This is a genomic window from Halobaculum limi (assembly GCF_029490015.1).
Classification (GTDB): domain Archaea; phylum Halobacteriota; class Halobacteria; order Halobacteriales; family Haloferacaceae; genus Halobaculum; species Halobaculum limi.
Window position 1 is genome coordinate 2,511,038 of record NZ_CP120468.1, and the last position, 21,786, is coordinate 2,532,823.

29 protein-coding genes are annotated in these 21,786 nt (G+C 67.5%); 17 read left to right on the forward strand and 12 right to left on the reverse strand.

The annotated features are described in order from the left end of the window. Positions 1–31 precede the first annotated feature (31 nt). The gene (locus tag P0D77_RS12730; protein WP_277553458.1) at positions 32–724 is read right to left on the reverse strand and encodes a DUF1405 domain-containing protein; all 693 of its coding nucleotides are present in this window, start codon (positions 722–724) and stop codon (positions 32–34) included. A gap of 115 nt (positions 725–839) precedes the next feature. Here P0D77_RS12730 and P0D77_RS12735 point away from each other — a divergent pair, with 115 nt between their 5' ends. The 3 genes from P0D77_RS12735 (at position 840) to P0D77_RS12745 (ending at position 3,707) form a co-directional block, all read left to right on the forward strand. Beyond that, the gene (locus tag P0D77_RS12735; protein WP_277553459.1) at positions 840–1,613 is read left to right on the forward strand and encodes a DUF1405 domain-containing protein; all 774 of its coding nucleotides are present in this window, start codon (positions 840–842) and stop codon (positions 1,611–1,613) included. 28 nt (positions 1,614–1,641) lie between these two features. Next, a complete protein-coding gene (locus P0D77_RS12740) occupies positions 1,642–2,733 on the forward strand; it encodes a hypothetical protein (RefSeq protein ID WP_277553460.1) in 1,092 nt (363 codons plus the stop codon). Between the two features lie 80 nt (positions 2,734–2,813). Beyond that, entirely contained in the window at positions 2,814–3,707 is an 894-nt protein-coding gene (locus P0D77_RS12745; protein WP_277553461.1) for a carbohydrate ABC transporter permease, read from the forward strand. A 108-nt stretch (positions 3,708–3,815) separates the two neighbouring features. Here P0D77_RS12745 and P0D77_RS12750 read toward each other — a convergent pair whose 3' ends face one another. The 3 genes from P0D77_RS12750 to P0D77_RS12760 all read right to left on the reverse strand — a co-directional run bounded on the left by P0D77_RS12750 (position 3,816) and on the right by P0D77_RS12760 (position 6,534). Next, a complete protein-coding gene (locus tag P0D77_RS12750) occupies positions 3,816–4,742 on the reverse strand; it encodes an HFX_2341 family transcriptional regulator (RefSeq protein ID WP_277553462.1) in 927 nt (308 codons plus the stop codon). 84 nt (positions 4,743–4,826) lie between these two features. Then, on the reverse strand, positions 4,827–6,317 hold the full coding sequence (locus P0D77_RS12755; protein ID WP_277553463.1) for a sodium:solute symporter family protein: 1,491 nt from the start codon (positions 6,315–6,317) through the stop codon (positions 4,827–4,829). Then, positions 6,310–6,534 carry a DUF3311 domain-containing protein gene (locus tag P0D77_RS12760; RefSeq protein WP_277553464.1) on the reverse strand — a complete coding sequence of 75 codons (225 nt, stop codon included), beginning with the start codon at positions 6,532–6,534 and terminating at the stop codon, positions 6,310–6,312. Before P0D77_RS12760 ends, P0D77_RS12755 begins: the two co-directional genes overlap by 8 nt. A 170-nt stretch (positions 6,535–6,704) precedes the next feature. Between P0D77_RS12760 and P0D77_RS12765 the strand changes: the two genes are divergently transcribed. After that, entirely contained in the window at positions 6,705–7,838 is a 1,134-nt protein-coding gene (locus P0D77_RS12765) for a glycosyltransferase family protein (RefSeq protein WP_277553465.1), read from the forward strand. A 95-nt stretch (positions 7,839–7,933) separates the two neighbouring features. Then, the gene (locus tag P0D77_RS12770) at positions 7,934–8,533 is read left to right on the forward strand and encodes an NUDIX hydrolase (RefSeq protein ID WP_277553466.1); all 600 of its coding nucleotides are present in this window, start codon (positions 7,934–7,936) and stop codon (positions 8,531–8,533) included. Between the two features lie 39 nt (positions 8,534–8,572). Here the strand turns inward: P0D77_RS12770 and P0D77_RS12775 are convergent, their stop codons facing one another. The 3 genes from P0D77_RS12775 to P0D77_RS12785 all read right to left on the reverse strand — a co-directional run bounded on the left by P0D77_RS12775 (position 8,573) and on the right by P0D77_RS12785 (position 9,141). Then, positions 8,573–8,719: a hypothetical protein gene (locus P0D77_RS12775; RefSeq protein ID WP_277553467.1), complete on the reverse strand. Its 147-nt coding sequence runs from the start codon at positions 8,717–8,719 to the stop codon at positions 8,573–8,575. A gap of 72 nt (positions 8,720–8,791) precedes the next feature. Continuing rightward, positions 8,792–8,923, reverse strand: a complete 132-nt coding sequence (locus P0D77_RS12780; RefSeq protein WP_277553468.1) for a hypothetical protein — start codon at positions 8,921–8,923, stop codon at positions 8,792–8,794. Between the two features lie 53 nt (positions 8,924–8,976). Beyond that, complete coding sequence (locus P0D77_RS12785) at positions 8,977–9,141, reverse strand: hypothetical protein (RefSeq protein ID WP_277553469.1); 165 nt, start codon at positions 9,139–9,141, stop codon at positions 8,977–8,979. Between the two features lie 240 nt (positions 9,142–9,381). Between P0D77_RS12785 and P0D77_RS12790 the strand changes: the two genes are divergently transcribed. The 4 genes from P0D77_RS12790 (at position 9,382) to P0D77_RS12805 (ending at position 13,277) form a co-directional block, all read left to right on the forward strand. Beyond that, positions 9,382–10,185 carry a DUF7388 family protein gene (locus P0D77_RS12790; RefSeq protein ID WP_277553470.1) on the forward strand — a complete coding sequence of 268 codons (804 nt, stop codon included), beginning with the start codon at positions 9,382–9,384 and terminating at the stop codon, positions 10,183–10,185. Between the two features lie 60 nt (positions 10,186–10,245). Next, on the forward strand, positions 10,246–11,253 hold the full coding sequence (locus tag P0D77_RS12795; RefSeq protein WP_277553471.1) for a phosphotransferase family protein: 1,008 nt from the start codon (positions 10,246–10,248) through the stop codon (positions 11,251–11,253). Between the two features lie 99 nt (positions 11,254–11,352). Beyond that, positions 11,353–12,120 carry a creatininase family protein gene (locus P0D77_RS12800; RefSeq protein ID WP_277553472.1) on the forward strand — a complete coding sequence of 256 codons (768 nt, stop codon included), beginning with the start codon at positions 11,353–11,355 and terminating at the stop codon, positions 12,118–12,120. Continuing rightward, complete coding sequence (locus P0D77_RS12805; RefSeq protein ID WP_277553474.1) at positions 12,120–13,277, forward strand: NAD(P)/FAD-dependent oxidoreductase; 1,158 nt, start codon at positions 12,120–12,122, stop codon at positions 13,275–13,277. The genes P0D77_RS12800 and P0D77_RS12805 overlap by 1 nt, the downstream gene beginning before the upstream one ends. An 18-nt stretch (positions 13,278–13,295) precedes the next feature. On the opposite strand, the gene P0D77_RS12810 is transcribed toward P0D77_RS12805, so the two are convergent. Both P0D77_RS12810 and P0D77_RS12815 read right to left on the reverse strand, forming a co-directional pair. Further along, a complete protein-coding gene (locus tag P0D77_RS12810; protein ID WP_277553475.1) occupies positions 13,296–13,862 on the reverse strand; it encodes an Hsp20/alpha crystallin family protein in 567 nt (188 codons plus the stop codon). 2 nt (positions 13,863–13,864) lie between these two features. Beyond that, positions 13,865–14,023, reverse strand: a complete 159-nt coding sequence (locus tag P0D77_RS12815) for a DUF7559 family protein (protein ID WP_432764807.1) — start codon at positions 14,021–14,023, stop codon at positions 13,865–13,867. 110 nt (positions 14,024–14,133) lie between these two features. Between P0D77_RS12815 and P0D77_RS12820 the strand changes: the two genes are divergently transcribed. The 5 genes from P0D77_RS12820 to P0D77_RS12840 all read left to right on the forward strand — a co-directional run bounded on the left by P0D77_RS12820 (position 14,134) and on the right by P0D77_RS12840 (position 18,421). Beyond that, positions 14,134–14,982, forward strand: a complete 849-nt coding sequence (locus tag P0D77_RS12820) for a DUF429 domain-containing protein (RefSeq protein WP_277553477.1) — start codon at positions 14,134–14,136, stop codon at positions 14,980–14,982. Between the two features lie 94 nt (positions 14,983–15,076). After that, entirely contained in the window at positions 15,077–15,403 is a 327-nt protein-coding gene (locus tag P0D77_RS12825; protein ID WP_277553478.1) for a bacteriophage holin, read from the forward strand. A 69-nt stretch (positions 15,404–15,472) separates the two neighbouring features. Next, a complete protein-coding gene (locus tag P0D77_RS12830; RefSeq protein ID WP_277553480.1) occupies positions 15,473–15,718 on the forward strand; it encodes a hypothetical protein in 246 nt (81 codons plus the stop codon). Positions 15,719–15,836: 118 nt separating this feature from the next. Next, on the forward strand, positions 15,837–17,618 hold the full coding sequence (locus P0D77_RS12835; RefSeq protein ID WP_277553481.1) for a radical SAM protein: 1,782 nt from the start codon (positions 15,837–15,839) through the stop codon (positions 17,616–17,618). Between the two features lie 26 nt (positions 17,619–17,644). Continuing rightward, positions 17,645–18,421, forward strand: coding sequence for an MBL fold metallo-hydrolase (locus P0D77_RS12840; RefSeq protein WP_277553482.1), 777 nt, complete (start codon positions 17,645–17,647; stop codon positions 18,419–18,421). Positions 18,422–18,462: 41 nt separating this feature from the next. Here P0D77_RS12840 and P0D77_RS12845 read toward each other — a convergent pair whose 3' ends face one another. After that, positions 18,463–18,675 carry a DUF7511 domain-containing protein gene (locus tag P0D77_RS12845; RefSeq protein WP_277553483.1) on the reverse strand — a complete coding sequence of 71 codons (213 nt, stop codon included), beginning with the start codon at positions 18,673–18,675 and terminating at the stop codon, positions 18,463–18,465. A 178-nt stretch (positions 18,676–18,853) separates the two neighbouring features. Between P0D77_RS12845 and P0D77_RS12850 the strand changes: the two genes are divergently transcribed. The 3 genes from P0D77_RS12850 to P0D77_RS12860 all read left to right on the forward strand — a co-directional run bounded on the left by P0D77_RS12850 (position 18,854) and on the right by P0D77_RS12860 (position 20,451). Then, positions 18,854–19,564: a YkgJ family cysteine cluster protein gene (locus tag P0D77_RS12850; RefSeq protein WP_277553484.1), complete on the forward strand. Its 711-nt coding sequence runs from the start codon at positions 18,854–18,856 to the stop codon at positions 19,562–19,564. Between the two features lie 82 nt (positions 19,565–19,646). Beyond that, on the forward strand, positions 19,647–20,051 hold the full coding sequence (locus tag P0D77_RS12855) for a TRAM domain-containing protein (protein ID WP_277553485.1): 405 nt from the start codon (positions 19,647–19,649) through the stop codon (positions 20,049–20,051). A 58-nt stretch (positions 20,052–20,109) separates the two neighbouring features. Further along, on the forward strand, positions 20,110–20,451 hold the full coding sequence (locus tag P0D77_RS12860; RefSeq protein ID WP_277553486.1) for a hypothetical protein: 342 nt from the start codon (positions 20,110–20,112) through the stop codon (positions 20,449–20,451). Position 20,452: 1 nt separating this feature from the next. Here the strand turns inward: P0D77_RS12860 and P0D77_RS12865 are convergent, their stop codons facing one another. Then, entirely contained in the window at positions 20,453–21,157 is a 705-nt protein-coding gene (locus tag P0D77_RS12865; RefSeq protein ID WP_277553487.1) for a class I SAM-dependent methyltransferase, read from the reverse strand. A 153-nt stretch (positions 21,158–21,310) separates the two neighbouring features. Continuing rightward, positions 21,311–21,703: a PPOX class F420-dependent oxidoreductase gene (locus P0D77_RS12870; protein ID WP_277555804.1), complete on the reverse strand. Its 393-nt coding sequence runs from the start codon at positions 21,701–21,703 to the stop codon at positions 21,311–21,313. Positions 21,704–21,786: the final 83 nt, after the last annotated feature.

Sequence of the window (21,786 nt, forward strand, 5' to 3'; positions counted from 1 at the left end):
TGGTAAACCCGCTGTGCTGATAAGGTTCTCGTCACCGACCGCCGTCATCGCCCGACGGCAACACGGCCGCCGCGACGCCGACGGCGACGAACGTCGCCACCACGCTGCCCGCCGCGAGGAGAATTCCAGGGTCGTACCGGACGGGCGGGTAGTTCGCCAGCGGAAGTCCAACGACGAAGCCGTAGTCGAACACGTCGTTCACGAGTGCGAGGACCAACGCCCCCGCGAGCAGTCGACGGTTCGTGTAGCCGACGCGAGCGATCAGTAGCGCCTGCGCCAGAAACGCCGCGTGGGTGAGGAGGATGCCCCAGTAGGCCCACAGGGAATCGGCATCGAAGCCGACGTACAGATCCAGCGGGAGATCAGGGCGGACGAACGGGACGTTCAGCGCGACGAACGTCCACAGCCCCATCTTCACCAACCAGACGACCGCGAGCGTCGTCAGCGCGGCTAGCAACGTCGACCGCGGAACGCTCGACAGTCGACGCCCCGCGAACGGCACCATCGCCGCGAGCACGAGCGTCCCGAACGCGATGGCCGTCGGCGAGTCGCCGTACAGCGGCCACAGCCACGTCGCCACCGCGGGCATCGTCTCGACGTAGTAGCGGACGCCGACGAGGAAGGCGAGACCGTTCGCGACGAGGAGAAGCGCGAGCGTGTACGGCGTCGTGAGGTAGAACTCCGCGAGCGACTCGGGCAGCGGATTACGCGTCGCGTCGGGCACGATGTCGGGGTACGGACGGGGACGGCTTTATGTCACGCGGTCGCAGCGCGTGGCCGCCGACGGTGCGCACCGCCACGGCTAAGCCGGAGCGGTCCCCCACTCCGCGACACGCCGAATGAGTCTCCTCGCCGATCTCACGTCCGACGATGGCCTCCCCGACCGGCCCGACCTCCCGTGGTACGTCGCGCCGCTCCCGAGGGCCGTCGAGAATTTCGGACTCAACGTTGCCGCCCTCATCGTCGCCGTCAACCTCGTCGGCACCGCCTTCGGCTTCTGGTACTACGGCTTCCACCCGTTGCCGCTGTCGGATCCGCTGATCACGTGGCAGTTGGCCGGGACGCCGCCCGTGATGTGGGCGTTCGTCCCCGACTCGCCGGTGGCGACGCTGTTCATCGCACTCGCACTCGGCCTGTGGCTACTCGGCCGCCCCAACGAGTACGTGAACACCCTCGCCTTCTTCGGCTGTTGGAAACTAGGGCTGTGGACGCCGTTCGTCCTCGGTGCGTTCGCCGACGGCTTCCTCGCGACGACGGCGCTCCCGATGTACCTGTTCCTGTTCGGCTCGCACCTCGCGATGACCGTCGAGGGCTTTCTGCTCTACCGCATCTCCGACTTCCCGGTTCGCGCGGTCGCCGTCGCGTTGGCGTGGTACGGTCTCAACGACGTGGTCGACTACTTCATCCCCATCGTCGGCACGCCCCACCACACGCTGATGCCGGGCCAGGCGTTGCTGGAGTCGGGCGTCGGCTTCACGCACCCCTCGCCGACCCACGAAATCGCCGCCGCCGGCGCGGTCGTCCTCACGCTGACCGCGACGTTCCTCGTCCTCGTGACGCGGGTGAAGAAGTTCGAAGTCGGCGCGCTACCGCGCGACGAGACGGACAACTGATAACTCCCGGGGGTGCGTCGGTGTTGTCGTGAGCACACCCACCCTCTATCGCGCCATCGCGGACCTCCCGTTGACTGTCGAGTCGGTCGCTCTGCGCCGACGCGCCCGCGACACCTCCTCCGGATTCGAACGCGTCAGCACCACCTTCCGCCTCCGCGGCGACGGCGAACTCGGTCGCGGCGAGGACGTAACCTACGACGCCCCGGACCACGACGCCCTGTTCGCGGCGCCCGACCGCGACCCGCGAACACCCGCCGACGGCCTCGCCTTTCTCGACGACCTCTGCGGCGAGTGGACGTTCCGCGAGTTCTCGGACCACCTCGACGACGTCGACCTGTTCCCGAAGGGCGATCCCGAGCGAGAGACCGGTCACCACTACCGCCGCTGGGCCGTCGAGTCGGCCGCGACCGACCTCGCCTTACGCCAGTCCGACACCGACCTCGCGAGTATCCTCGGACGCGACCGCGACCCCGTCACCTTCGCGGCGTCGACCCGACTCGGTGACCCGCCGACGGCCGACCGCGTGACCGCCATCGCGGAGCAGGTCCCGGGCATCGGCTTCAAACTCGACCCGACGGACGACTGGACCGACGAGGTGGTGGCCGACCTGCCGACCGACCGCGTGCGAGTCCTCGACCTGAAAGGGCTGTACGAGGGAACCGAGGTGGACCAAGAGCCGACGCCGGAGTTCTACGAGTGGGTGCTCGAGTCGTTCCCGAACGCCGTCATCGAGGACCCCGCCATCACCGAGGAGACGCGCCCGGTGTTCGAGGGCGAAGAGGACCGCGTCTCGTGGGACTACCCCATCACCGGCGTCGAGAGCGTCGAGAACCTCCCGTGGGAGCCGTCGTGGTTGAACGTCAAACCCTCCAGATTCGGGACGCTGGAGTCGCTGTCGGACACGCTGGAGTGGGCGCGCGACCACGACGTGACGCTGTACGGCGGCGGCCAGTTCGAGTTGGGCGTCGGCCGCGACCAACTCCACGCGCTGGCGTCCGTCTTCTACCCCGACGGGCCGAACGACGTTGCGCCGGGTATGTTCAACGACCCCGAGGTGCCCAAGCGACTGCCCGGATCACCGCTCGCGCCGTCGGCCGCGCCGCGCGGCTTCGAGTTCTGAGGCGTCGCGCCGTCGACATTCCCGTGCGGGAACGACGGCGAACGTGAACGCTTATTGAAGCACTCGCCCAGCGTCGCGGTATGTCGAACGCCGAGGGACGACTCGCCCGGGCGGTGGGTAATGCCCTCGCTCATCCTGTGGCCGTCTATCGCCTCCTCTTCTTCGTCGCCATCGGCTTCTTCCTCGTGTTCGCCGTATTTCCCTTCTACTGGCTGTTGGTCGTAGCCGTGACGCCAGACGGAGTGGCACCCGAACTCGTCCCCGAGGCAGTGACGGCCACGAACTTCCTCGCCGTCGCCGGGTCGGGGTTCCTGCGGTACGTGTTCAACAGTCTCGTCATCGCAACGGGAACGACCGTCGCCGTCGTCGCAATCGCCAGCCTCGCGGGCTACGTGTTCGGCCGACTGGAATTCCCCGGCAAGCGCGTGTTACTCCTCGTCACGCTGTGTGTCGCGTACTTCCCGCCGGTCGCGTTCGTCATCCCGCTGTTTCGGTTGCTCTCGGGAGCGCTGTCCGTCTCCGTGTTCGGCCGCACGCTGACGAGTCCGGAACTGTACAACACACCTGCCGGGCCGGGGATTCCCCTGACCGGGCTGACGATGCCGCTCGCCATCTTCGTGCTCACGACGTTCTTCGCGCAGATACCCGACACGCTTGAAGACGCCGCGCGCGTCGAGGGGACGACTCGCGTCGGCGCACTCGTCCGGGTCATCCTCCCGTTGTCGCGACCGGGCGTCGCGACGGCCGCCGTGCTCACGTTCCTGCAGGTGTACAACGAGTTCTTCTTCTCGCTGTTGCTCACGAACGGCGATCCGCAAAACTGGGCACCCATCGTCCCACCGCTGCGCGGCCTCGCCGTCGCGAACGCCTCGTTCGCTGCCGCGGCCGCGATGACGGCGCTCGTTCCCGTCGTCCTCCTGTTGGCGCTCGCGGACGACCACATCGTCGCGGGATTGACGGCTGGGTATCGGTAGTGGCGCTCCGTTCGGACTCGCGGTTATCGCGCTTCCTGTTCACTCGCAGCTATCCCGTTCGTAGGCGGAGCGGCACAGGACCGCTCCGCCGGTCTTCCGAGGGCTCGCTCACGTCGTTCGCTCGCCCTCGCTGTCTGCGTGCGCGCGCACCCACAACTCCCCGATGCGTGAGAGCCGCGTCCGGTAGGACTTCCCGTGACTCTCCTGCTCCACGTACCCCTTGCCACCGGGACCGAGGCGGTCGACGTTGTAGATGACCTTCGAGCGGAACGAGTCGGTGTACTCCTCGTTGAGTTCCGCCGCCAGCGACTTCGCGAGTTCGCTGACGGACTCGAACTCGCCATCCTCACCGAGTTTGTAGAGGATGACTTCCTCGAACGGCTTGACGTTCGAGAACGAGGCGACCGGCAGTTCGATGATGTGGCGGCCGTCCACCTCCTTCGCGCCGATGGTGGTACCGCGTTCGTCGAACTCCGCGAGCAGATCGGTCGCGGTTTCGAGGCGGTCGCGAAGGTCGTCGGCGTCGACCGCGTCGGGGTCGAGGTCGCCGTCGTCGCCGACGAGCGCCGAGATGAGGTCGCGGTTCGCGCGGAGTTCCTCCGCGAGTTCGGTCTCCAGGTACTTCTCGGGGGCCGTGTAGTAGGTGTGGATACGGTCGCGGTCGGCCTGCCGCTCCAGCGTCACCGAGTGGGCGGCGGTGGCGAACGCGAACGAGACGGGCCGGGGCATCGCCGAGACGTTCACCCACACCTCGTGGTCGGCGTCGAGTTCGGCGTTGATGAGGTCGTACGCCTGCTCGAAGGCGGCGTCGTAGTCGTACACGTCCGCGACGGCGACGCGTTCGGTCTCTGCGCCCAGGAGGTTCTGGAAATCCGTCTCTAGTTTCTTCGCGAGCGTCCGGGAGTACTCGACGTTGGCCTCGCTGCCGACCGCACCCTCCAAGAGGACGACGCGGTCGACGGCGAACTGATCACGGACGAGTGGTGCGATGAGGCGGTCGTAGTCGAAGCCGACTGGAACGACGTGCGTTTGCATTTGAGGGTGAGGGGTTGTGAGCGGCGAGCGAGTGGTCAGTTGAGCGTGCGATAGCGAGCGAGGGCAGCAAGCGGCGGGCGGCGGTCAGTCCGCGCCGACGCCGAACTTCTCGGCGTTCTCTTCGGGCGAGGCAGTCGTCGCCAGCGACACGCCGACGGTGACGACCAGCGAGAGGAGCATACACCACAGCGCGAAGTCCCACGTCAGGTACGTCGCCGGCAGTCCCGGGACGAACACGTGGACGAGGTACGCCGCTTGTCCGGTGAGGACGCCCGCGAGCATCCCCACACGGGTGGTCCGGCCCCAGTATAGCGCGAGGATGAGCGGGAGCGTCAACTGCGCGTAGCCGCCGAACGCCGTATCGCCGAGCGTCACGAGTGCGTCGAGGCCGCCGCCCCCACCGACCACGAGCGACGCGAGGAACGTCGAGAACGCGAACAGGGCGACGCCGATGCGGGCGACCCAGCCCTCGCGCGCGTCGGTCGGGTCGTCGCCGAAGAAGCCCGCCAGCGGTCGGTACAGATCGCGCGTGAAGTACGACGACCCCGACAGCAGCATCGAGTCCGAGGAGGACATCATCGCCGCCAGCGCACCGGCGATGACCAGCGCCGCGAACCACGCGGGCGTGTACTCGTTCAACAGAATCGGCAGGACGTTGCTCCCATCGGGCACCGAAATGCCGAGGCCGACCGCCCACGACCCCAGCAGGAACGCGGGGACGAACAGCAGGAGGACGAGGACGGGCCACAGCGCGAACGAGCGCTTGAGCGTCTCGGCGTGGTTCGCCATGAAGAAGCGCTGGTTCACCTGCGGGAACGCGGCGACGCCGAACGCGATGACGACCGCCTGTGCGATCATCCACTGCGGCGAGTAGAGACCGCCACCCAGCGACGCGAACTCGGGGTTCGACTGTGCCATCCCCGCGGTCAACGCGGAGACGCCGCCGGCAGAGGTGGCGACCCACCCGACCGCAAGCCAGACGACACCGAGCATAAACACGCCCTGGAGCGTGTCGGTCCACGCGACGCCGCGAAGTCCCGAGAGGACGACGTACGCGACCATGAACACGGTGATCATCGCCGCGCCCGCCCAGTACGGAACGACGCCGTCGGTGAGGCCGACCAGCGCCTGCCCGGCACCGATCTGCTGGAGCATCACGTACGGGAACAGCCACAGGAGGCTGACGCCTGCGACGACGCCCCGGAGGCCGGGCGACCCGAAGCGGTCGCCGAGCATCTCTCCGAGCGTGACGTAGCCGTTCGCCTTCCCGACGAGCCACTGTTTGTAGCCGATGACGTACCACAGCAGGGCGAAGAGGATGCCGTCCATCAGCCCCATCACGAGGATCCACTCGGGACCCGCGGAGAACGCGAGGTTGGGCCCGCCAAAGAAGGTGAACGCCGACAGCAGCGTTGCGAACGTCGTGAACAAGAGGACGACCGTCCCGACCGACCGAGAGGCGAGATAGTAGTCCTCCGCCGAGCGGTCGGTGAGGCGGTACGCGACGAGACCGACCGCCAGCGTGATCAGGAGATAGCCGACGACGATACCGAGCGACGTACCCAACTCAGCCACGACGGATCACCTCCGCGTCGATGCCGCGGTCCCACGCACCGCGCGTGAACGCGTAGAAGACGACGCTCGCCACCGCCATCCAGCCGATGTGCCACCACAGCCACACCGGAAGCCCGGCGACGATGCGTGCGTCACCCCACAGGAACCACGGTATCGCGAGTGCGACCAGCGTCGCGAACGCGAGTATCCAGAGGGCGTCCGTTCGAGTACGGGACATTAGCAGGTTGTAGTAATTCAGAATACAAGAATGTTACTCGATTCGCCTGCGATTAGCTTGTTCGAAGAGAAAATATCTTCATAACGCGTGGGCCGCTGCGCGGCCGGGTACACGCCGAGAACACCCCCGGGAACCCCGACTTTATGCGCCGCCCGCTCGTGGTTTCGGTAATGGAGTACGTTCAGGAGCGGGTCGCCACCCTCCACGCCTTCGACGAGGGTGCGCCAGAAGCTCCGACCGACCGCGCGGCCGTCGTCGTTCCGATGACCGAGCGCGAGTACGCCGGTCTCGCCGCCGAGCGTGTCCTCTCGGAGTTGGAGGCGCTCGACCCCGCCCGCGTCGTCGTCCCGTTGCGCGCCCCTGCAGAGCGAGTTGGCGCGTTCCGCGAGTGGCTCGGCGGCTTCGACCTCCCGCTGGAGACGCTGTGGTGTGACGGCCCGCGAATCGCGGAGTTGCTGGCCGACGCCGGCCTCGACGGCGAGCGTGGGAAGGGACGAGACGTGTGGCTCGCGCTCGGTCGGGCACTCGACGAGGAGTTCGTCGTCGTCCACGACGCGGACACCAAATCGTACTCGCGGGCGTACGTCCGACGGCTGTTGTTCCCGCTCGCGAACGGCTTCGAGTTCTCGAAGGGGTACTACGCCCGCGTCGAGAACGACCAACTGTACGGACGGCTGTTCCGACTGTTCTACTCACCGCTGGTGCGGGCACTCCGCGACGCCAACCCCGGATCGGAGTTCCTCGAGTACATGGCGGCGTTCCGGTACGCGCTCGCCGGCGAGTTCGCCGCCACCAGCGACGTCGTCGCCTTGCTCCCCGTCCAGCGAACGTGGGGACTCGAAGTGGGGACGCTCGCAGCGGCGTACGACACCGTCGGCGTCGACGGGGCGGCACAGGTCGACCTCGGGAGTTACGAACACGACCACCGCGCCGTCTCCGGGCCGACTGGCCTCTCGGACATGAGCCAGTCGGTCGGCGCGGCGCTGTTGCGCGCGGCGAGCGACCACGGCGTCGCCCCCGACTACGACACGCTCCCGGACGTCTACCGCGACGCGGCGGACGACTACATCGAGGCGTACGCCGCCGACGCCGCGTTCAACGGGCTCTCGTACGACCGGAGCGGCGAACGCCGCCAGGTGCGCACGTACGCCGAGTCTATCGCCCCACCAGGCCCTGACACACGGCTTCCCGCGTGGTCGGAGACGTCACTGTCGCCGGCGGCCGTTGCGGAGGCCGCGCGTGCGGACGCCGCCGACGCCGCGACCGGCGATATCGACACCGACGGCGGAGAGCCGACCGCTTGAGCGTCGTCGACGCGACCGGATCGCCCGACGCGAGCGGCCACGGCATCGAGTGACACGACCGCACCGTTGAAGCCGGACGGGTGAACATAGAGGGTATGGACTTCGAGCGCGTCCGTCACCACGCCCCCGTCCGCGTGACGGACGCCGAGCGACGGGCGGCGGTGCTCGCGGCGGTCATCGACCGCGGTGGGGACCCCCACGTCCTGTTCACCAAGCGCGCCGAACACCTCGGGAGTCACCCCGGACAGATGAGTTTCCCCGGCGGTGGCGTCGAGTCACACGACGAGGACCTCGTGGCGACGGCGCTGCGAGAGGCCAACGAAGAGATCGGACTCCTCCCCGAGGAGGCCGACGTCGTCGGCCGCCTCGACGACATCCAGACCGTCTCCGAGTACGCCGTCACGCCGTTCGTCGGCACCGCACCCGACCGCGAGTACGTCCCCAGCGACGACGAAGTCGCAGAGATAGCGATCCTCCCCATTTCGGAACTCACCGCACGCGAGAACTACGAGTCCGAGCGCCGCGACCACCCGCACTACGGCGACATCCGCTTGCACTTCTTCCACGTCGACGGCTACACCGTCTGGGGCGCGACCGGGCGGATGCTCGTCCAACTGCTGGAACTGCTGACCGACTGGGAGATGCCCGCAGAGGTCGACCGCGTCGTCGACCCCGACGCCGACCTCCCAGTGTGAACGGCGACGGCGGACTGACTAGCTCGAAGTCGGGTTAATTCACACGTAACTGAACACGACCAAGAGCGCGAAGAACGCGACGAGGATGCCGAACAACACGACGGCCGCGCGGACGGCCCCGCTGTTCAGGACGCTCTCGTGGTCGTCGTCACCGAGGAGGGGTTGTCGTTGAGCGCCACCAGCCATAGTCGGACTCGCCGGTGCTCGCCGGTAGGCTTTGTGGTCACAGCGACACGTTGGGGCGTGGCCGTCGTCCGATCAGACGTAACTCACGGCGACGAGCACACCGAAGAACAGAGCGAGGATACCGACCAACGCGAGTATCGCACGGACCTCACCAGAGATGCCAGGCGTCTGAACACCGCTGCCGTCAAGCACGTCTTCGTCCATATCGAATGCCTGTTGGCTGTTCGACTAAAATACCACCGCTTACGTCGAATTTCCTACACGTAACTGATGACGACGAGCGCCGAGAAGAACAGGACGAGAAACGCTGCCATCAGGAGGCCAGCCTGCACCCACCCGTCGGCGCTGCCGAACCGTTCCGTGAGCGACCGCTCGCCGGACGTGATGACCACGGGACGGTCGGCGCCACCTCCGTCTGCCATACGCTACGCGTGACGCTGGACGGGCAAGAATCCCCGGTGTGATTGGCCGTCGTCGATACTGACGCGAACACCACGTTTATTCGCACGAACGGCGGTACGGTTGGTATGGCCGCACAGGCGATGGATCGCGTTCCGCGACGGTCCTAGTTCTCACGCGCCGTCTTCGCGACGACGCCCGACGCAGTCGACTCGACACGCTACCGTAGCCGCTTCCACAGCCGCCGCCACAGCCAGTTACCGATGACACTCTCCACATCCCACGCAGACAGCGTCGCCGCCCGAACAGGTCTCGACGGAGTCGCCCTCAAGCCGACCGAGTGCGACGTCACCGTCGCCGCGGACCTCCCGTTCGAGGTGGTGTGCCTCGACTACGAGGGACGCGAGGCACTCCCCGACGCAGACACGCTCCAGGCCCTCGCCGGGCACGTGGACCTCCGCGTGACGACCCCCGTCCGTGCCGACGGCTTCGACCCCCGCGGCGACGACTCGCTGGTGTCGACGCTTCCCGACGCCGCAAAGCGCGTCCTCGTCGCGGGCCACGGGGCGTACCTCACCGACGACGAGCGCCGGCGAGCGATCGCTCCCCGACTCGGTGACGCCGTCCGCGCGGTTCGCGCGGCGGGCAGTGAGCCGTGGGTCGGCACCGAGGGCATCGAACGCGTTGCACTCGCGGCGGGCGGCGTCCAGTACGATCTGCTGTCGCGGACGACCGATCGCGACCTCCGAGCGTTGCGTGCAGCGGGGTTCGACGGCGAGACTGCCGTCTACGCGCCGGTCGTCCCCGTCGACGACGAGGACGCCGTCCTCGACGCCGTGGGCGCGTACACTGCGCGGCGCAAGCCCGTCCGCGAGGCGCTTCCCGAGGACGCCGAAACGGATTCGGCGGCGACGGGGCGTGCTCGCGAAGTGCTCTCGAAGGCCGTCCGCGACTTCGCGCTCGTCGGCGACCCGGACACCGTCGGCGAGCGTGTGGCCGATCTTCACGAGGCAGGGGCAGACTACGTCGTCGGGTATCCGGCGGCTGGGGTCGACACGCTGCGGTAATCGCGTCACCGAGACACACGCTACCCCAACCGACTTGTCGCTCGACTCACAGCCAGCGGTATGGACGACGCCCTCCAATTCGCCCTCGACGCCGCCGCTCCCGGCCGGGAAGTCCGGGACGTCACCACCACCGGGCCGTCGTGGAACGACGCCAACGAGACGGTTCGGGTGACCTTCGCCGACGGCGACGACCCGAGCGCGGTGTTCTGTAAGGTCGCCCTCGACGGCGACGGGAGCCGAATCGCTCGCGAGCGGACGGCACTCGCGGCCGTCGGCGCGGCCGACCGCGTCCCCGTCCCGCGCGTCGTCGCCGTCGACTCGGACGCGTCGGTTCCGTACCTCCTGACGATGCCTGTCGATGGCGAGACGCTGTTGGACCGCGGCGCGGACGCCGACGCCGCAAGCCGACGCGACCTGGCTCGCAGAGTCGGACGAGCGCTCGCCGACCTCCACGGTTTGTACGCCGACTCGCTGGACACCCACGGAGAGGTACGCGGCGTGATCCGCGACGGCGACGGGCGTGTATCTGGGGTCGACGTTCGACCCGAACCGTGGACTGACCTGCTCCTCGAACGGATCGAGTGGATACGGACGGCCTCGCCCTCCGACCGATTCGACGACCACTTCGACCGCGTCGCAGAGATTGTGGCTGCGAACCGCGACCGTCTCGACGACGCGCCAGCGACCCTCTGTCACTTCGACCTCGCGAAGCCGAACTGCTTCGTCGTGGACGGTGGGGACGATGAACCACGCGTAGGGGTGCTCGACTGGGAACGCGCGTGCGTGGGTGATCCGGTCCGAGACCTCGTTCGAGGACTCGAACAGGGGTTCGAGCCGATGCGCAGCGACGACGAATCGGGGCTGGGCGACGCGTTCCTCGACGGCTATCGGGAGCGTGCTGGCGGCCTTCCGGACGGCTACGAGGAGCGTGAGCCGATCTATCGAGCCGTCCGTCATCTCGGCGTCTCGGGCTACTTCGAGAACTGTCTCCAGTTCGTCGACGTGGACCGCGAGGCGTTCGCAGACTGGACGGAGACCGAACTCGACCGTCGACTCGCTCGGGTCTGATCAGTCTGCCCCGACCGCCAACCTCTCTGCCTCCCGAACCGCCGCTACTCGACACGCCGCCACCCGAACGCCTACGTCCTCGCGTGCGAACCGCCCGATATGCGACTCTTACACGAGGAGACGACGACGAGCGCTGGCGAGGCGTTCGACGACGAGGTGGAGGTGGCCATCCTGCCGACGGGGTCGGTCGAACAGCACGGTCCCGCGCTCCCACTCGGAACGGACTTTCTCGCCGCCGAGGCCGTCGCTCGCGGCGTCGACCGCGACGACGCGGTCGTCCTCCCGACGGTTCCGGTCGGCGTCTCCGCACACCACCGACAGTTCGATGGGACGCTGTGGGCCGAACCGGAGACGTTCGAGGACTACGTCGGCGAAATCTGCGCGTCCGTCGCCAGCCACGGCGTCAGAAAACTGGTGATCTGTAACGGCCACGGCGGCAACAGCGACGCGTTACAGCGGGCGGCCCGGCGACTCCGCGGCGACCACATCGCGTACGCCGCGCCCTGGAACTGGTGGTCGAGTCTCGACGGCCTCGACGAGGACCTGTTCGACCAGTCGGGCATCGGCCACGCGGACGCGATGGAGACGAGTATGGTCGCACACGTCGCCAGCGAGTTGGTCCGCGAGGGACTGCTCGCCGACGCGGAAGCCAGCGCGGCCGATTCGTGGGGCAAGACCGTCCACGGCGCGGAGGTCGGCTTCGACACCGCCGACTTCTCGGAGTCGGGCGCGGTCGGCGCACCGACACAGGGGACCGCCGAGAAGGGACAGAAACTGTTCGCGCAGGCGACGAGCGAACTCGACGCACTCGTCGGGTGGCTGGCCGACCAGCCGTTCGACGCGCTGACGCCGGAGCCACACCGCTGATGAGCGGAGCGGGATCCGGAATGCGGGTGGCCGTCGTCGGCGGCGGCGCGGTCGGCGTCACCGCCGCCCACGACCTCGCGGTCGGCGGCGCGGACGTGACGCTGTTCGAGCGAGGAGAGGTCGCGTCGGGCGCGTCCGGTCGCGCCGCGGGCGTCCTCTACGACGCCTACGCGGAGGACGTCGACGCCGAACTCGGTGCGCGGGCGCTCGACCGTTTCCGGGAGTTCTCCGGGTCGGACGGCTTCGAGTTCGTCGAGTGTCCGTACGTGATGCTCGCACGCGACGGCGACGACGACCTCGCGGAGGCGGTCGAGGGCGCAGCCGAACGGATGCGCGTCCACGGCCGCCCCGTCGAGACGCTCACGGGCGCAGAACTCGGCGAGCGATTCACGAGTCTCGCCGTCGATGACGTGGCGGTCGCGGCCGTCGCGTCGAACGCTGGCTGGACCGATCCGGCCTCTTACGTCGAGATGCTTGCGGAGAAGGCGAGGGAGGCGGGCGTCGAGATACAAACGAACACCGAGGTGTCGGTGTCGACGACGCCGCCTGGCGTCGCGGTCGCCGACGAAGCGCCCGTCACGCGGCGGTTCGAGGCGGTCGTCGTCGCCGCAGGCGCACACACGAAACGACTGCTGGCGGGCGCGGGGATACCGATCCCGCTGAAGCCGTATCGCGTCCAAGCGCTCGTGTCGAGCAGACCGTTCGACGGTCCGATGTGGTACGACGCCTCCGCCGGCGTGTACGCTCGCCCGCACCCCGCAGGCTTGCTCGCGGGCGACGGCACCGTCCCCGCCGAGGCCGACCCCGACGAGTGGGACCGTGACGCCGACGACTGGTTCGTCTCGGACGTGAGCGACACGCTCCGGGCGCGGGCGGGCTACGACCCCGAACTCGACCGTGCGTGGGCAGGGCTGTGCACCGCGACGCCCGACGGCGATCCGTTGCTCGGGGAGGTTGCCGACGGCGTCTACGTCGCCGTTGGCTGGCAAGGGCACGGGTTTATGCGCGCGCCGGCCACCGGCGAGGCAATCGCGAAGCAGGTGCTCGGTGTCGAAGCGGGTATCGAGCAGTTCGACCCGGCGCGGTTCGACGGCGACGAGGAGTTCCAGATTAGCGAGGGGATGGCCGTCGACACCGACGCGGACCGAGAGGCCTGACCCGAGAGAAGCGCGACGTTACGCTTCGTCGGTGTCGGCGTCCTCAGCCGTGTCCGACTCGGCGTCTGCGGCGTCTTCGTTTCCGTCCTCCTCGTCGTCGCTCAGGTCGAGAGTGACGGGGTCGTCCTCTGCTTCGGGTTCCTCCTCTTCTCCATCGGTGACGGCAACGGTACTGCCCTTCGTCTTCGGGACGCGAACGCGGAGCGTCCCCTGTTCGGTCAGCGTGGAGGTCGCACCTTCGGGGTCGACGGCGGCCTCCGCCGGGAGTTTCGCGCGGCCGTCGAGAGCGAGGCCGCGACCGGGGAAGCGCATCTCGAAGCCCTCGTGGAAGTCACGGAAGCGGTCGATCCGAATCTCGACCGCGCCCTCGTTGAATCGGACCTGCACGTCGCTTCGCTCCGCGCCCGGCGCGTCGAAGACGACGAGGTAGGCGTCCTCGGATTCGAGCAGGTCGTACGCGAGCGGCGACTTCTCCTGTACCTTCGCGATGCCGCGGCCGACGCGGTCCATCACGGTGTTGACGGCGGACTCGCCGACGTCTTTCAGGCGGTTCGCACCCTCGGGGAACTGGTCTCCTTCGGGCATCGTTACAGTTCGATCTCTTCGAGGCAGTCGGTCCCTCCACACAACGGGCACGACAGGTCCGCGACCGTGTGGTCGTCGGCGATGTCGTACGTGTAGTGGTTTTCGAACATATCGAGTTCGCAGTCCGCGCTGGTACATTTGACTTCCATCGTGGCCGGCATACCTCCGACTAGGACCGCGCGCGGCATAAACGACGTGGGGCAGGGCGGGCCTTGCCGACATCCGGCCGGGAGTCGTCGGGGCTTTCTCCTTGGGGTTTCATCACTTGCTTATGTCCAGCAATTTCCAAGCAGATACCGTCTACGGCGTCGACTTCAGCGCCGCCGCCAACAGCGCCGGTGCCTCGACGTGGGTGGCGCGGTGCGTGCAAGATGGTGAAGAGCTTGTTGTGAACAAACTCGCCTCCGCCTCAGAATATCTCGATATAGACTCGAACGATCGTAGTGATGTCTTGCCAGCACTCGCGGATCATCTTGGGAGTGGCACTGAATCAACGGTGGCTGGACTCGACTTCCCATTTAGTCTACCAGAGTGGGTTCTCAGTCAATCAAACGGTTGGCGCGAATTCGTACAAGCGACTCCCGATCAGTGGGGCATTCTTGAACAAGTGGACGAGCCCAAAGATTTGTTCTATCGCCTGAACGCTCAGGCAGAGGAAACGAAAAACCCCCAGCGGAGAGCGACCGATGATGAACATAAGGGACAAAACCCAGCTGGTTGGCGAATCAAGACGCAGACGTACTACGGCATCTCAATTCTCCTCCGGCGTCTCATCGAATTTGATCAGGTTGCTGTCCCTCCAGTCCTCACCCACCAGAACCCGCGGCTCACCGTCCTCGAAACGTACCCCGCCTCGGTGTTCGACGACCTCGAAGACGCGACGCGAACCGGCTACAAGAAGGGCCAGCGCCGCCACGTCGAGGCCCGTCAGCAGAACGTCGAGGCATTGCAGGAGGCGGGCGTCCGATTCGCAGACCAGACCGCCCGCGACTGCGCCGTCGCCACCGACGACGCACTCGACGCCGTCGCGGCGGCGTACGCGGCACATCGGAACTATCCCGAGGCGCTGACGGAGGAGTACGACCAGCAAGCGCGACTGGAAGCGCAAATCTTCGCCTGAGACAGGACTTCACTGAGGTCGAACGACGACGAAGCGATTCTACCCGTTCGGGAACGCAGACTGGAGTTTACCGCTTCGCCGTCGAAGGGCCGCTATGGAGAATCAGTCCAAACTGGACCCGCGGGCGTTCGGCCTCGCCTGCGGCCTGCTCTGGGCGGGTGCGGTCGTGGTGCTCGGCGTCCTCGCTCGCTTCGGATGGGGCGACCGCTGGGAGCGACTGCTCGCCGATGTGTATCGCGGCTACGGCGAGTCGACGACGGGACTCACGATCGGCGCGGCCTGGGCGTTTCTCGACGGCTTCTCGGGTGGCTACGCATTCGCGTGGCTCTACGACGCCCTCCTCCCGAGTACCGAGACGGACACCGAATCACTGACCGAAGGCGACCCGACAGTCGAATCGAGCGTCTCACCGGCGGAGTGAGGCTGAATCTGACCGTTGCTGCACAATACTGAATATCGTGGCGTGTGACTCGTGTGTGAGGTGGCACCAATGCGCACGAGACGCCGAGAACACGAACGTGACCGACGCGCACGCGCCGAGGCCGACCGCGAGGACCGACGCACGGTCGAGCGGACGGTCGCCGACCCACCGCGAACCGTCGACGACCTCCTCGAAACGCTCGACGAGGGCGAGGGACTCACCTACGAGGAGGCGGCACTCGTGGGCGGCATCGAGGAGTCGGTGGCCGGACTGACCGCTGGCGACAGCGACTCCAGAACTCACGACGGGTGGTGAGGCGACGGGCGGCCACGGCGCAGCGACCGCAGCGTCGAGCGACGGCCTGGTCGCGGCGGCAGCGACAGCCACGCCCCAGACCGTACTGCTTTAGCCGCTCGGTCGTCCACGAACGGTTATGACCGCGCCGGACCCGAGCGACCTCGCTGTCACTATCGTCGACGGCTACGTGGACGAACCGGCGCACTTCGGCGTTCCGCCGTACGTCTCGACGTACCCTCGCTTCACCGCGGGCGCACTCGTCGACGCTGGCGTCCCCGAGTCGAACGTCACCTACCACACTATCGACGAACTCCGCGACGACCGGCGCAAGTGGGCCGACGTCGCCGACGCCGATCTTATGATCTACGTCGGCGGGATGACCGTCCCCGGGAAGTACGTCGGCGGCACGCCTGCGGAACCCGACGAGGTGCGCGAACTTGCGTGGACCGCCGACGGCGTCACCCTCCTCGGCGGCCCGGTCCGCTTCGGCGTCGGCGAGGAGAACGCCGGCGCACAGGAGATGGAACGCGACGACCTCGACTACGACTTCGTCGCGATGGGCGACGTGGAGGCCGCGGCGTTCGACATCGTCGAGAGCGGTCTGGAGGGATTCGGCAACCGCATCCGCGACTACGACGAGGTGGCACGCTGGTCGAGTCTGGGCGCGTTCGTCGTCGAACAGCACCCGAACCACCCCGACTACCTCATCGCCGAACTGGAGACCTCTCGGGGCTGTGCGTACCGCTGTTCGTTCTGCACGGAACCGCTGTATGGCGACCCGGACTTCCGTACCGCGCCGGACGTCGTCTCGGAGGTGGACGCCCTCTCAGATCACGGTGTGCGCCACTTCCGCCTCGGCCGACAGGCCGACATCCTCGCGTTCGGCGGCGACGGCGAGGCGCCGAATCCCGACGCCCTCCGACAACTCTACGGTGGCATCCGCGAGGTGGCTCCCCGCCTGCAGACGCTCCACCTCGACAACATGAACCCCGTGACTATCACGGACTACCCCGAGGCGTCGCGGGAGGCCATCGAAGTCATCGCGCGGCACAACACGCCGGGCGACACCGCCGCGTTCGGCCTCGAATCCGCCGACCCCGAAGTCAGGGACAAGAACAACCTCCTCGTCAGCGCCGAGGAGTGTCTGGAGGCCGTTCGCGTCGTCAACGAGGCCGGCGGGTGGCGCCCCGGCGAGTCGCCCGCAGACGCTCCGAGTTTCGGTGCGTCGGCGCCGCGCCGCCTGCCGAAACTCCTGCCAGGCATCAACCTCGTCCACGGCCTCGAGGGAGAGACCAGCGACACGTTCGACCACAACAAACAGTTCCTCGACTCGGTGATGGACGAGGGCCTGATGCTCCGGCGGGTGAACGTCCGGCAGGTAATGGCGTTCGAGGGGACGGAGATGGCAGAGACGGGTGCGCGACTGGCCCGCGAGCACAAGAAGGAGTTCCAGCAGTACAAACGCGAGGTGCGCGAGACGGTCGACCGCCCGATGCTCGAACGGGTGATGCCGACGGGGACAGTCCTCCCCGACGTGTACCTGGAGTACCACGAGGACGGCACCACGTTCGGGCGTCAACTCGGCACCTACCCCATCCTCGTCGGGATTCCCGGCGAACGCGAACTCGGCCGCGCAATCGACGTGGCCGTGGTCGACTGGGGCTACCGTTCGGTGACGGGCGTGCCGTACCCGCTAGACCTCAACGGCGCGTCGATGAGCGAATTGACCGCGATTCCCGGCATCGGTAAGGGGACTGCGGGTGACCTGGTCGTGAATCGCCCCTACGCGAACGCGGCGGAGGCCGCCGCCGTCGCCGGCGATGACGCCCAGTTGGGGCGGTTCGCCGACGCCGGGGTTCCGGGTGTTGACGCCGACGCCGACTACCCCGGCGCACCCGCCCCGCGGAGCGCCGACTGATGGCTGGCGGCGAACGTACGAGGTCCGTGACGACGCACGTCGACCGCTTCGCCGTCCCCGTCGAGACGCGCGCGCCGACGGGAACGACGAACGCCTACGTCGTCGGCACGGACGACACACTCCTCGTCGACCCCGCGGCACGAACGAACACCCTCGACACCGTCGTCCGCGAGAAGGTGGCCGACCACGTCGCCGTCACGCACACCCACCCCGACCACGTCGGCGCGGTGGCCGACTACGCCGCAGAGACCGGCGCGACCGTGTGGGCCAGGCAAGGGTACGAGGACCGCTTCGCCGAGGCGACAGGCGTCGACCCCGACCGGACGTTCGTCCCCGGCGACCGGGTCGGCCCCGCACGGGTCGTCGACCTACCCGGTCACGCCCCGGACGGCGTAGGCTTCGAGACGGCGGGAGGCGTCGTCTGCGGCGACGTGGCCGTCGCCGAAGGCAGCGTCGTCGTCGCCGCGCCCGAGGGCGATATGCGGGCGTACCTCACCGCACTGCGCCGCTTGCACGCCCGTGACCTCGCGGCGCTGTTTCCCGGCCACGGACCGCGAATCGACGACCCGCAGGCAACGTGTGCGCGACTCGTCGACCACCGACTCGCGCGCGAGCGAACGGTGTACGACGCCGTCGACGACGGCGCACGCAACATCGACGAGGTGCTGGAACGAGCGTACGAGAAGGACCTGACTGGCGTGCGCGATTTGGCACGGGCGACCGTCGTCGCACACGTCGAGAAACTGGCGTACGAGGGTCGTGTGCGGTGGGACTCGGTGGGTGAGCGAGTCGAACCGATCTGAGTTGGCGACGGCGAGAAAATCGAACCGCGGTAGAGAGTCGGTTATCGCGCGTCTTCGAGCGATACCAGGATGTCGGCGTCGACGGAGAGCCACGTCGTCGTCAGCGCCGCCTCTCCGGCGTCGGTGGGGTACACCGTACAGCGGTCGGGTTCCCCCTCGTGGCGAACGACCGCGGCCGTGAGGCCAAGCGGGGCCGCGAATCGCGGGTCGGCCGTGTACACGTCCTCAGTGGACCGGTCGGGTTGTGCCGACATACTTGTGTCAACACCGCGACTACACTTAAACGTCGCTAAGTCGAACCCCGAGTGGTACCGAGTGCTACAGAGTAGTACGTGGTGCGAGGACGTCCGACTTGCTACCGGAGGTGGCGAAGAAGATAGACGCACTCGCCGAGCCAACGGCGTTTAGTTCGCCGACCGCTGACTGTTCGCCGTGGAGTCGCTCGAATCGGAACTAGAGCGGGCGCGGTCGCTCGACGTGGCGTCGTTAGCCGACGCCATCGAGACAATCGGCTTCGAGTGTACTCGCTGTGGGGCGTGTTGCAAGAGCGAAGCCGACGACCCGCACACCGCCACGGTGTTCCCCGACGAGGTGCGTCGGTTGCAGGACGCCGACGGCGACTCCGATAGCGACGCTGACGACGACGCAGGCGGGGGGCGTGACTGGCGCGACGTCGCCCGCCCGATGCCGTACGGCCTGAGCGAGGGCGCAGACGGCCCCGAAGGCGAGACGTTCGAGTGGGCGTTGCAGACGGACGCCTGCGGCGACTGCGTCTTCTACGAGGAGGACGACGACGGCCTCGGATCCTGCTCGGTTCACGGCGACCGGCCACTCATCTGCGAGACGTACCCCTTCTCCGTCGCACTCGGCGGGACGAGTCAGCCGATGGGTGAGGCCGTCGACGGCGAGGGACTGGTTCGGGCACACGAGTGTGAGGGTCTCGGGCGCGAGATCGACCGCGCGGACGCGGAGTCGTTGGCGGCGGCGCTGAAGACGCGTGCCGTCCGCGAACTGGAGGAGGCCATCGGCGTCCGCGACGCCTACGAACCGCGCGAGACGGGCGCGGGCGACGTCGTCGTCCACGACTCCGAGGGGGCGAAGCGACTCGACGGAACGCCGGTTGAGAGTGAGGAGCGCACCTGAGCGGCGTCACTCGAATTGGGGTCGTGTGACGGCGGTAGGTATTTGTCACGAGAGCCGAACGTGCCGATGGAGGTCTATATCCGTGGAAATCTCCGACGAACTCCTCTGTCTGTTCAGCGCCGACATCCGCGACGAGGGTGACCAGTACACCATCGAGATCCCGAAGCGCGAGATAGAAACCGGCTCGATCGACCCCGGTTCTGTGTACCGCGTCGCTCTGATCGAACGCCACGACGTGTCCACCGACACCGACGCGTCGCCGCCGACGACCACGCCGACCGACGGGCCGCAGCCCCCGGTCGAGCGAGGTGAGATCCGATACGTCGAGATCGAAGACCTCGGCAAACAGGGCGACGGTATCGCCCGCGTCGAACGTGGCTACGTGATCATCGTCCCCGACACCGAGGTCGGCGAACGCGTGAAAATCGAAGTCAGCGAGGTGAAATCGAACTTCGCCGTCGGCGAAGTCCTCGACGAGGAACTCTGAGACGGCGGCGCGGTTCGTTCGAGAAGATTGACAAGCGACTGCGTCGTCGGCGTCGGTCGTGATCGACGCCCTGTGTCACGGCCCGTGGGGCGGATTCGCCTCGATACCCGGGTCGCCGCCGAGCGTCTACGAGGCCGCAGGCATCGCTGTCGCGTTACTTCTCTCGACGGCTGCCGTCGTCGCCACGCAGTGGCGAGGGACGCAGTCGCTCCGGCGCGGACTCGCCACCGTGGGCCTCGCGTTCGTGCTCTCGTGTCTCGTCGTCGTCTCTGGACGGATCGAGTGTCCACACGGTTACACGGGACTCGTCTCGGTCACGCTCGGGGCGGCGAGTGGTCTCTCGAGCGTCGGCGTGGCGAGACGACTGCAGGGCCACGGCAGCAGAACGAACTCGCCGTAACTCAGACTTCCGCCGTCCAGTAGGAGACGGACGACAACTTCTCACCGAGCGAGGATCCGCCGATGGCCTGGTCGAGCGACCAGAACGGGTCGGCGACGCTGTTGGGGACCTCGCGGTAGAAGCCGTACGGGAAGATGAAGTCGTGTTCGTCGTGGCGGAGGCTCAGTCCCGCTCCGTCGACGAGGCGTTCCACCTCCGAACGCGAGTACAGGCGCGACCCCATCGGGAGCGCCCAGTTGTACAGCACGCGGAACGACGAGCCACGGAACGTGTCGAAGAAGACGACGTCTTTCGAGACGCGGGCCATCTCCGCGAGGAACTTCGCTGGGGTGTCCGCGAGGTGGAAGAACCGCATCGCGAACACGGCGTCGAAGTGGTCGTCGGGGAACGGCAACCGCGCAGCGTCGCCGCGCATAAACTCGACGGTGTCCTCCAGTCCCGCGCTTCGGGCTTTCTCCCGGCCTTGCGCGAGCATCGCGTCGGAGATGTCGAGGCCGACGATGTCCGCGCCGCGTTCGGCGAGCATCACGGTGAATCGACCCGTACCGCAGGCTATCTCGAGGACGCGTTCGTCCTCGACCGGCGCGAGCGCCTCGAGGACGGCCCGCTTCTCCCGGCGGTCGATGAGTCTCCCGCCCTTGGAGAACCGCTTGGCATCGTACTCCTCGGCCACCGAGTCGGCCTGGTACCACTCCTGGCCCTTCACACTATCTCGCCGTCCACGGGCGAGCGGTAAAACGGTACTGATACCCCGCCGAACCGTCGCGCCTTCCCGCGATGTTGTGACGACCGAGAGAGATGGCTCCTCGGGTCCCGACGGCACCCTCTGTGGCGATGCGGCGGGCGACCGACCGTCGACTCACCCACTCGTGATGATCCGTTCGGTCGGGATTCGAACGATGACGCGCGGCCCAGACTCCTCGCCGTGGTGGGGGTACTCGTCGACGTCGAAGTAGCGCTTGGCGAGTTTGTCGATGTGTTCGACTGCACCCTCCTCGGTTAACTCCGCTTCACCCATCACCGAGACGTACCGGTACGGGTCGTCGGGGTCGGTGACCGACAGGCCGACCTTCGGGTTGTTTCGGATGTTCTTCTCCTTGCGCCGCCCGCGAGCGGTGTTGACGAGGACGTACTCGCCGTCCTCGTGGTCGACCCACACCGGCGTGACCTGGGGCATCCCGTTCGGCATCACCGTCGAGAGGTGCGCGAACGACTCGGACTCGAAGATGTCGATGTGTGACTCGGGAATCACGACGGGAGACTCGCGGGGCACGTACTTGGTCGTTCGCGTGCCACCGATCGAGGTGACACGCGGTCGCCCGACGCCGCCAGTGA

What these genes read in the sequence shown, in the direction of transcription:
- P0D77_RS12735 (WP_277553459.1), top strand. Translation starts at nt 840, where the DNA reads ATGAGTCTCCTCGCCGATCTCACGTCCGACGATGGCCTCCCCGACCGG.
- P0D77_RS12745 (WP_277553461.1), top strand. Translation starts at nt 2,814, where the DNA reads ATGTCGAACGCCGAGGGACGACTCGCCCGGGCGGTGGGTAATGCCCTC.
- P0D77_RS12750 (WP_277553462.1), bottom strand. Translation starts at nt 4,742, where the DNA reads ATGCAAACGCACGTCGTTCCAGTCGGCTTCGACTACGACCGCCTCATC.
- P0D77_RS12760 (WP_277553464.1), bottom strand. Translation starts at nt 6,534, where the DNA reads ATGTCCCGTACTCGAACGGACGCCCTCTGGATACTCGCGTTCGCGACG.
- P0D77_RS12765 (WP_277553465.1), top strand. Translation starts at nt 6,705, where the DNA reads ATGGAGTACGTTCAGGAGCGGGTCGCCACCCTCCACGCCTTCGACGAG.
- P0D77_RS12770 (WP_277553466.1), top strand. Translation starts at nt 7,934, where the DNA reads ATGGACTTCGAGCGCGTCCGTCACCACGCCCCCGTCCGCGTGACGGAC.
- P0D77_RS12775 (WP_277553467.1), bottom strand. Translation starts at nt 8,719, where the DNA reads ATGGCTGGTGGCGCTCAACGACAACCCCTCCTCGGTGACGACGACCAC.
- P0D77_RS12780 (WP_277553468.1), bottom strand. Translation starts at nt 8,923, where the DNA reads ATGGACGAAGACGTGCTTGACGGCAGCGGTGTTCAGACGCCTGGCATC.
- P0D77_RS12785 (WP_277553469.1), bottom strand. Translation starts at nt 9,141, where the DNA reads ATGGCAGACGGAGGTGGCGCCGACCGTCCCGTGGTCATCACGTCCGGC.
- P0D77_RS12790 (WP_277553470.1), top strand. Translation starts at nt 9,382, where the DNA reads ATGACACTCTCCACATCCCACGCAGACAGCGTCGCCGCCCGAACAGGT.
- P0D77_RS12795 (WP_277553471.1), top strand. Translation starts at nt 10,246, where the DNA reads ATGGACGACGCCCTCCAATTCGCCCTCGACGCCGCCGCTCCCGGCCGG.
- P0D77_RS12800 (WP_277553472.1), top strand. Translation starts at nt 11,353, where the DNA reads ATGCGACTCTTACACGAGGAGACGACGACGAGCGCTGGCGAGGCGTTC.
- P0D77_RS12805 (WP_277553474.1), top strand. Translation starts at nt 12,120, where the DNA reads ATGAGCGGAGCGGGATCCGGAATGCGGGTGGCCGTCGTCGGCGGCGGC.
- P0D77_RS12810 (WP_277553475.1), bottom strand. Translation starts at nt 13,862, where the DNA reads ATGCCCGAAGGAGACCAGTTCCCCGAGGGTGCGAACCGCCTGAAAGAC.
- P0D77_RS12815 (WP_432764807.1), bottom strand. Translation starts at nt 14,023, where the DNA reads ATGCCGGCCACGATGGAAGTCAAATGTACCAGCGCGGACTGCGAACTC.
- P0D77_RS12820 (WP_277553477.1), top strand. Translation starts at nt 14,134, where the DNA reads ATGTCCAGCAATTTCCAAGCAGATACCGTCTACGGCGTCGACTTCAGC.
- P0D77_RS12825 (WP_277553478.1), top strand. Translation starts at nt 15,077, where the DNA reads ATGGAGAATCAGTCCAAACTGGACCCGCGGGCGTTCGGCCTCGCCTGC.
- P0D77_RS12830 (WP_277553480.1), top strand. Translation starts at nt 15,473, where the DNA reads ATGCGCACGAGACGCCGAGAACACGAACGTGACCGACGCGCACGCGCC.
- P0D77_RS12835 (WP_277553481.1), top strand. Translation starts at nt 15,837, where the DNA reads ATGACCGCGCCGGACCCGAGCGACCTCGCTGTCACTATCGTCGACGGC.
- P0D77_RS12845 (WP_277553483.1), bottom strand. Translation starts at nt 18,675, where the DNA reads ATGTCGGCACAACCCGACCGGTCCACTGAGGACGTGTACACGGCCGAC.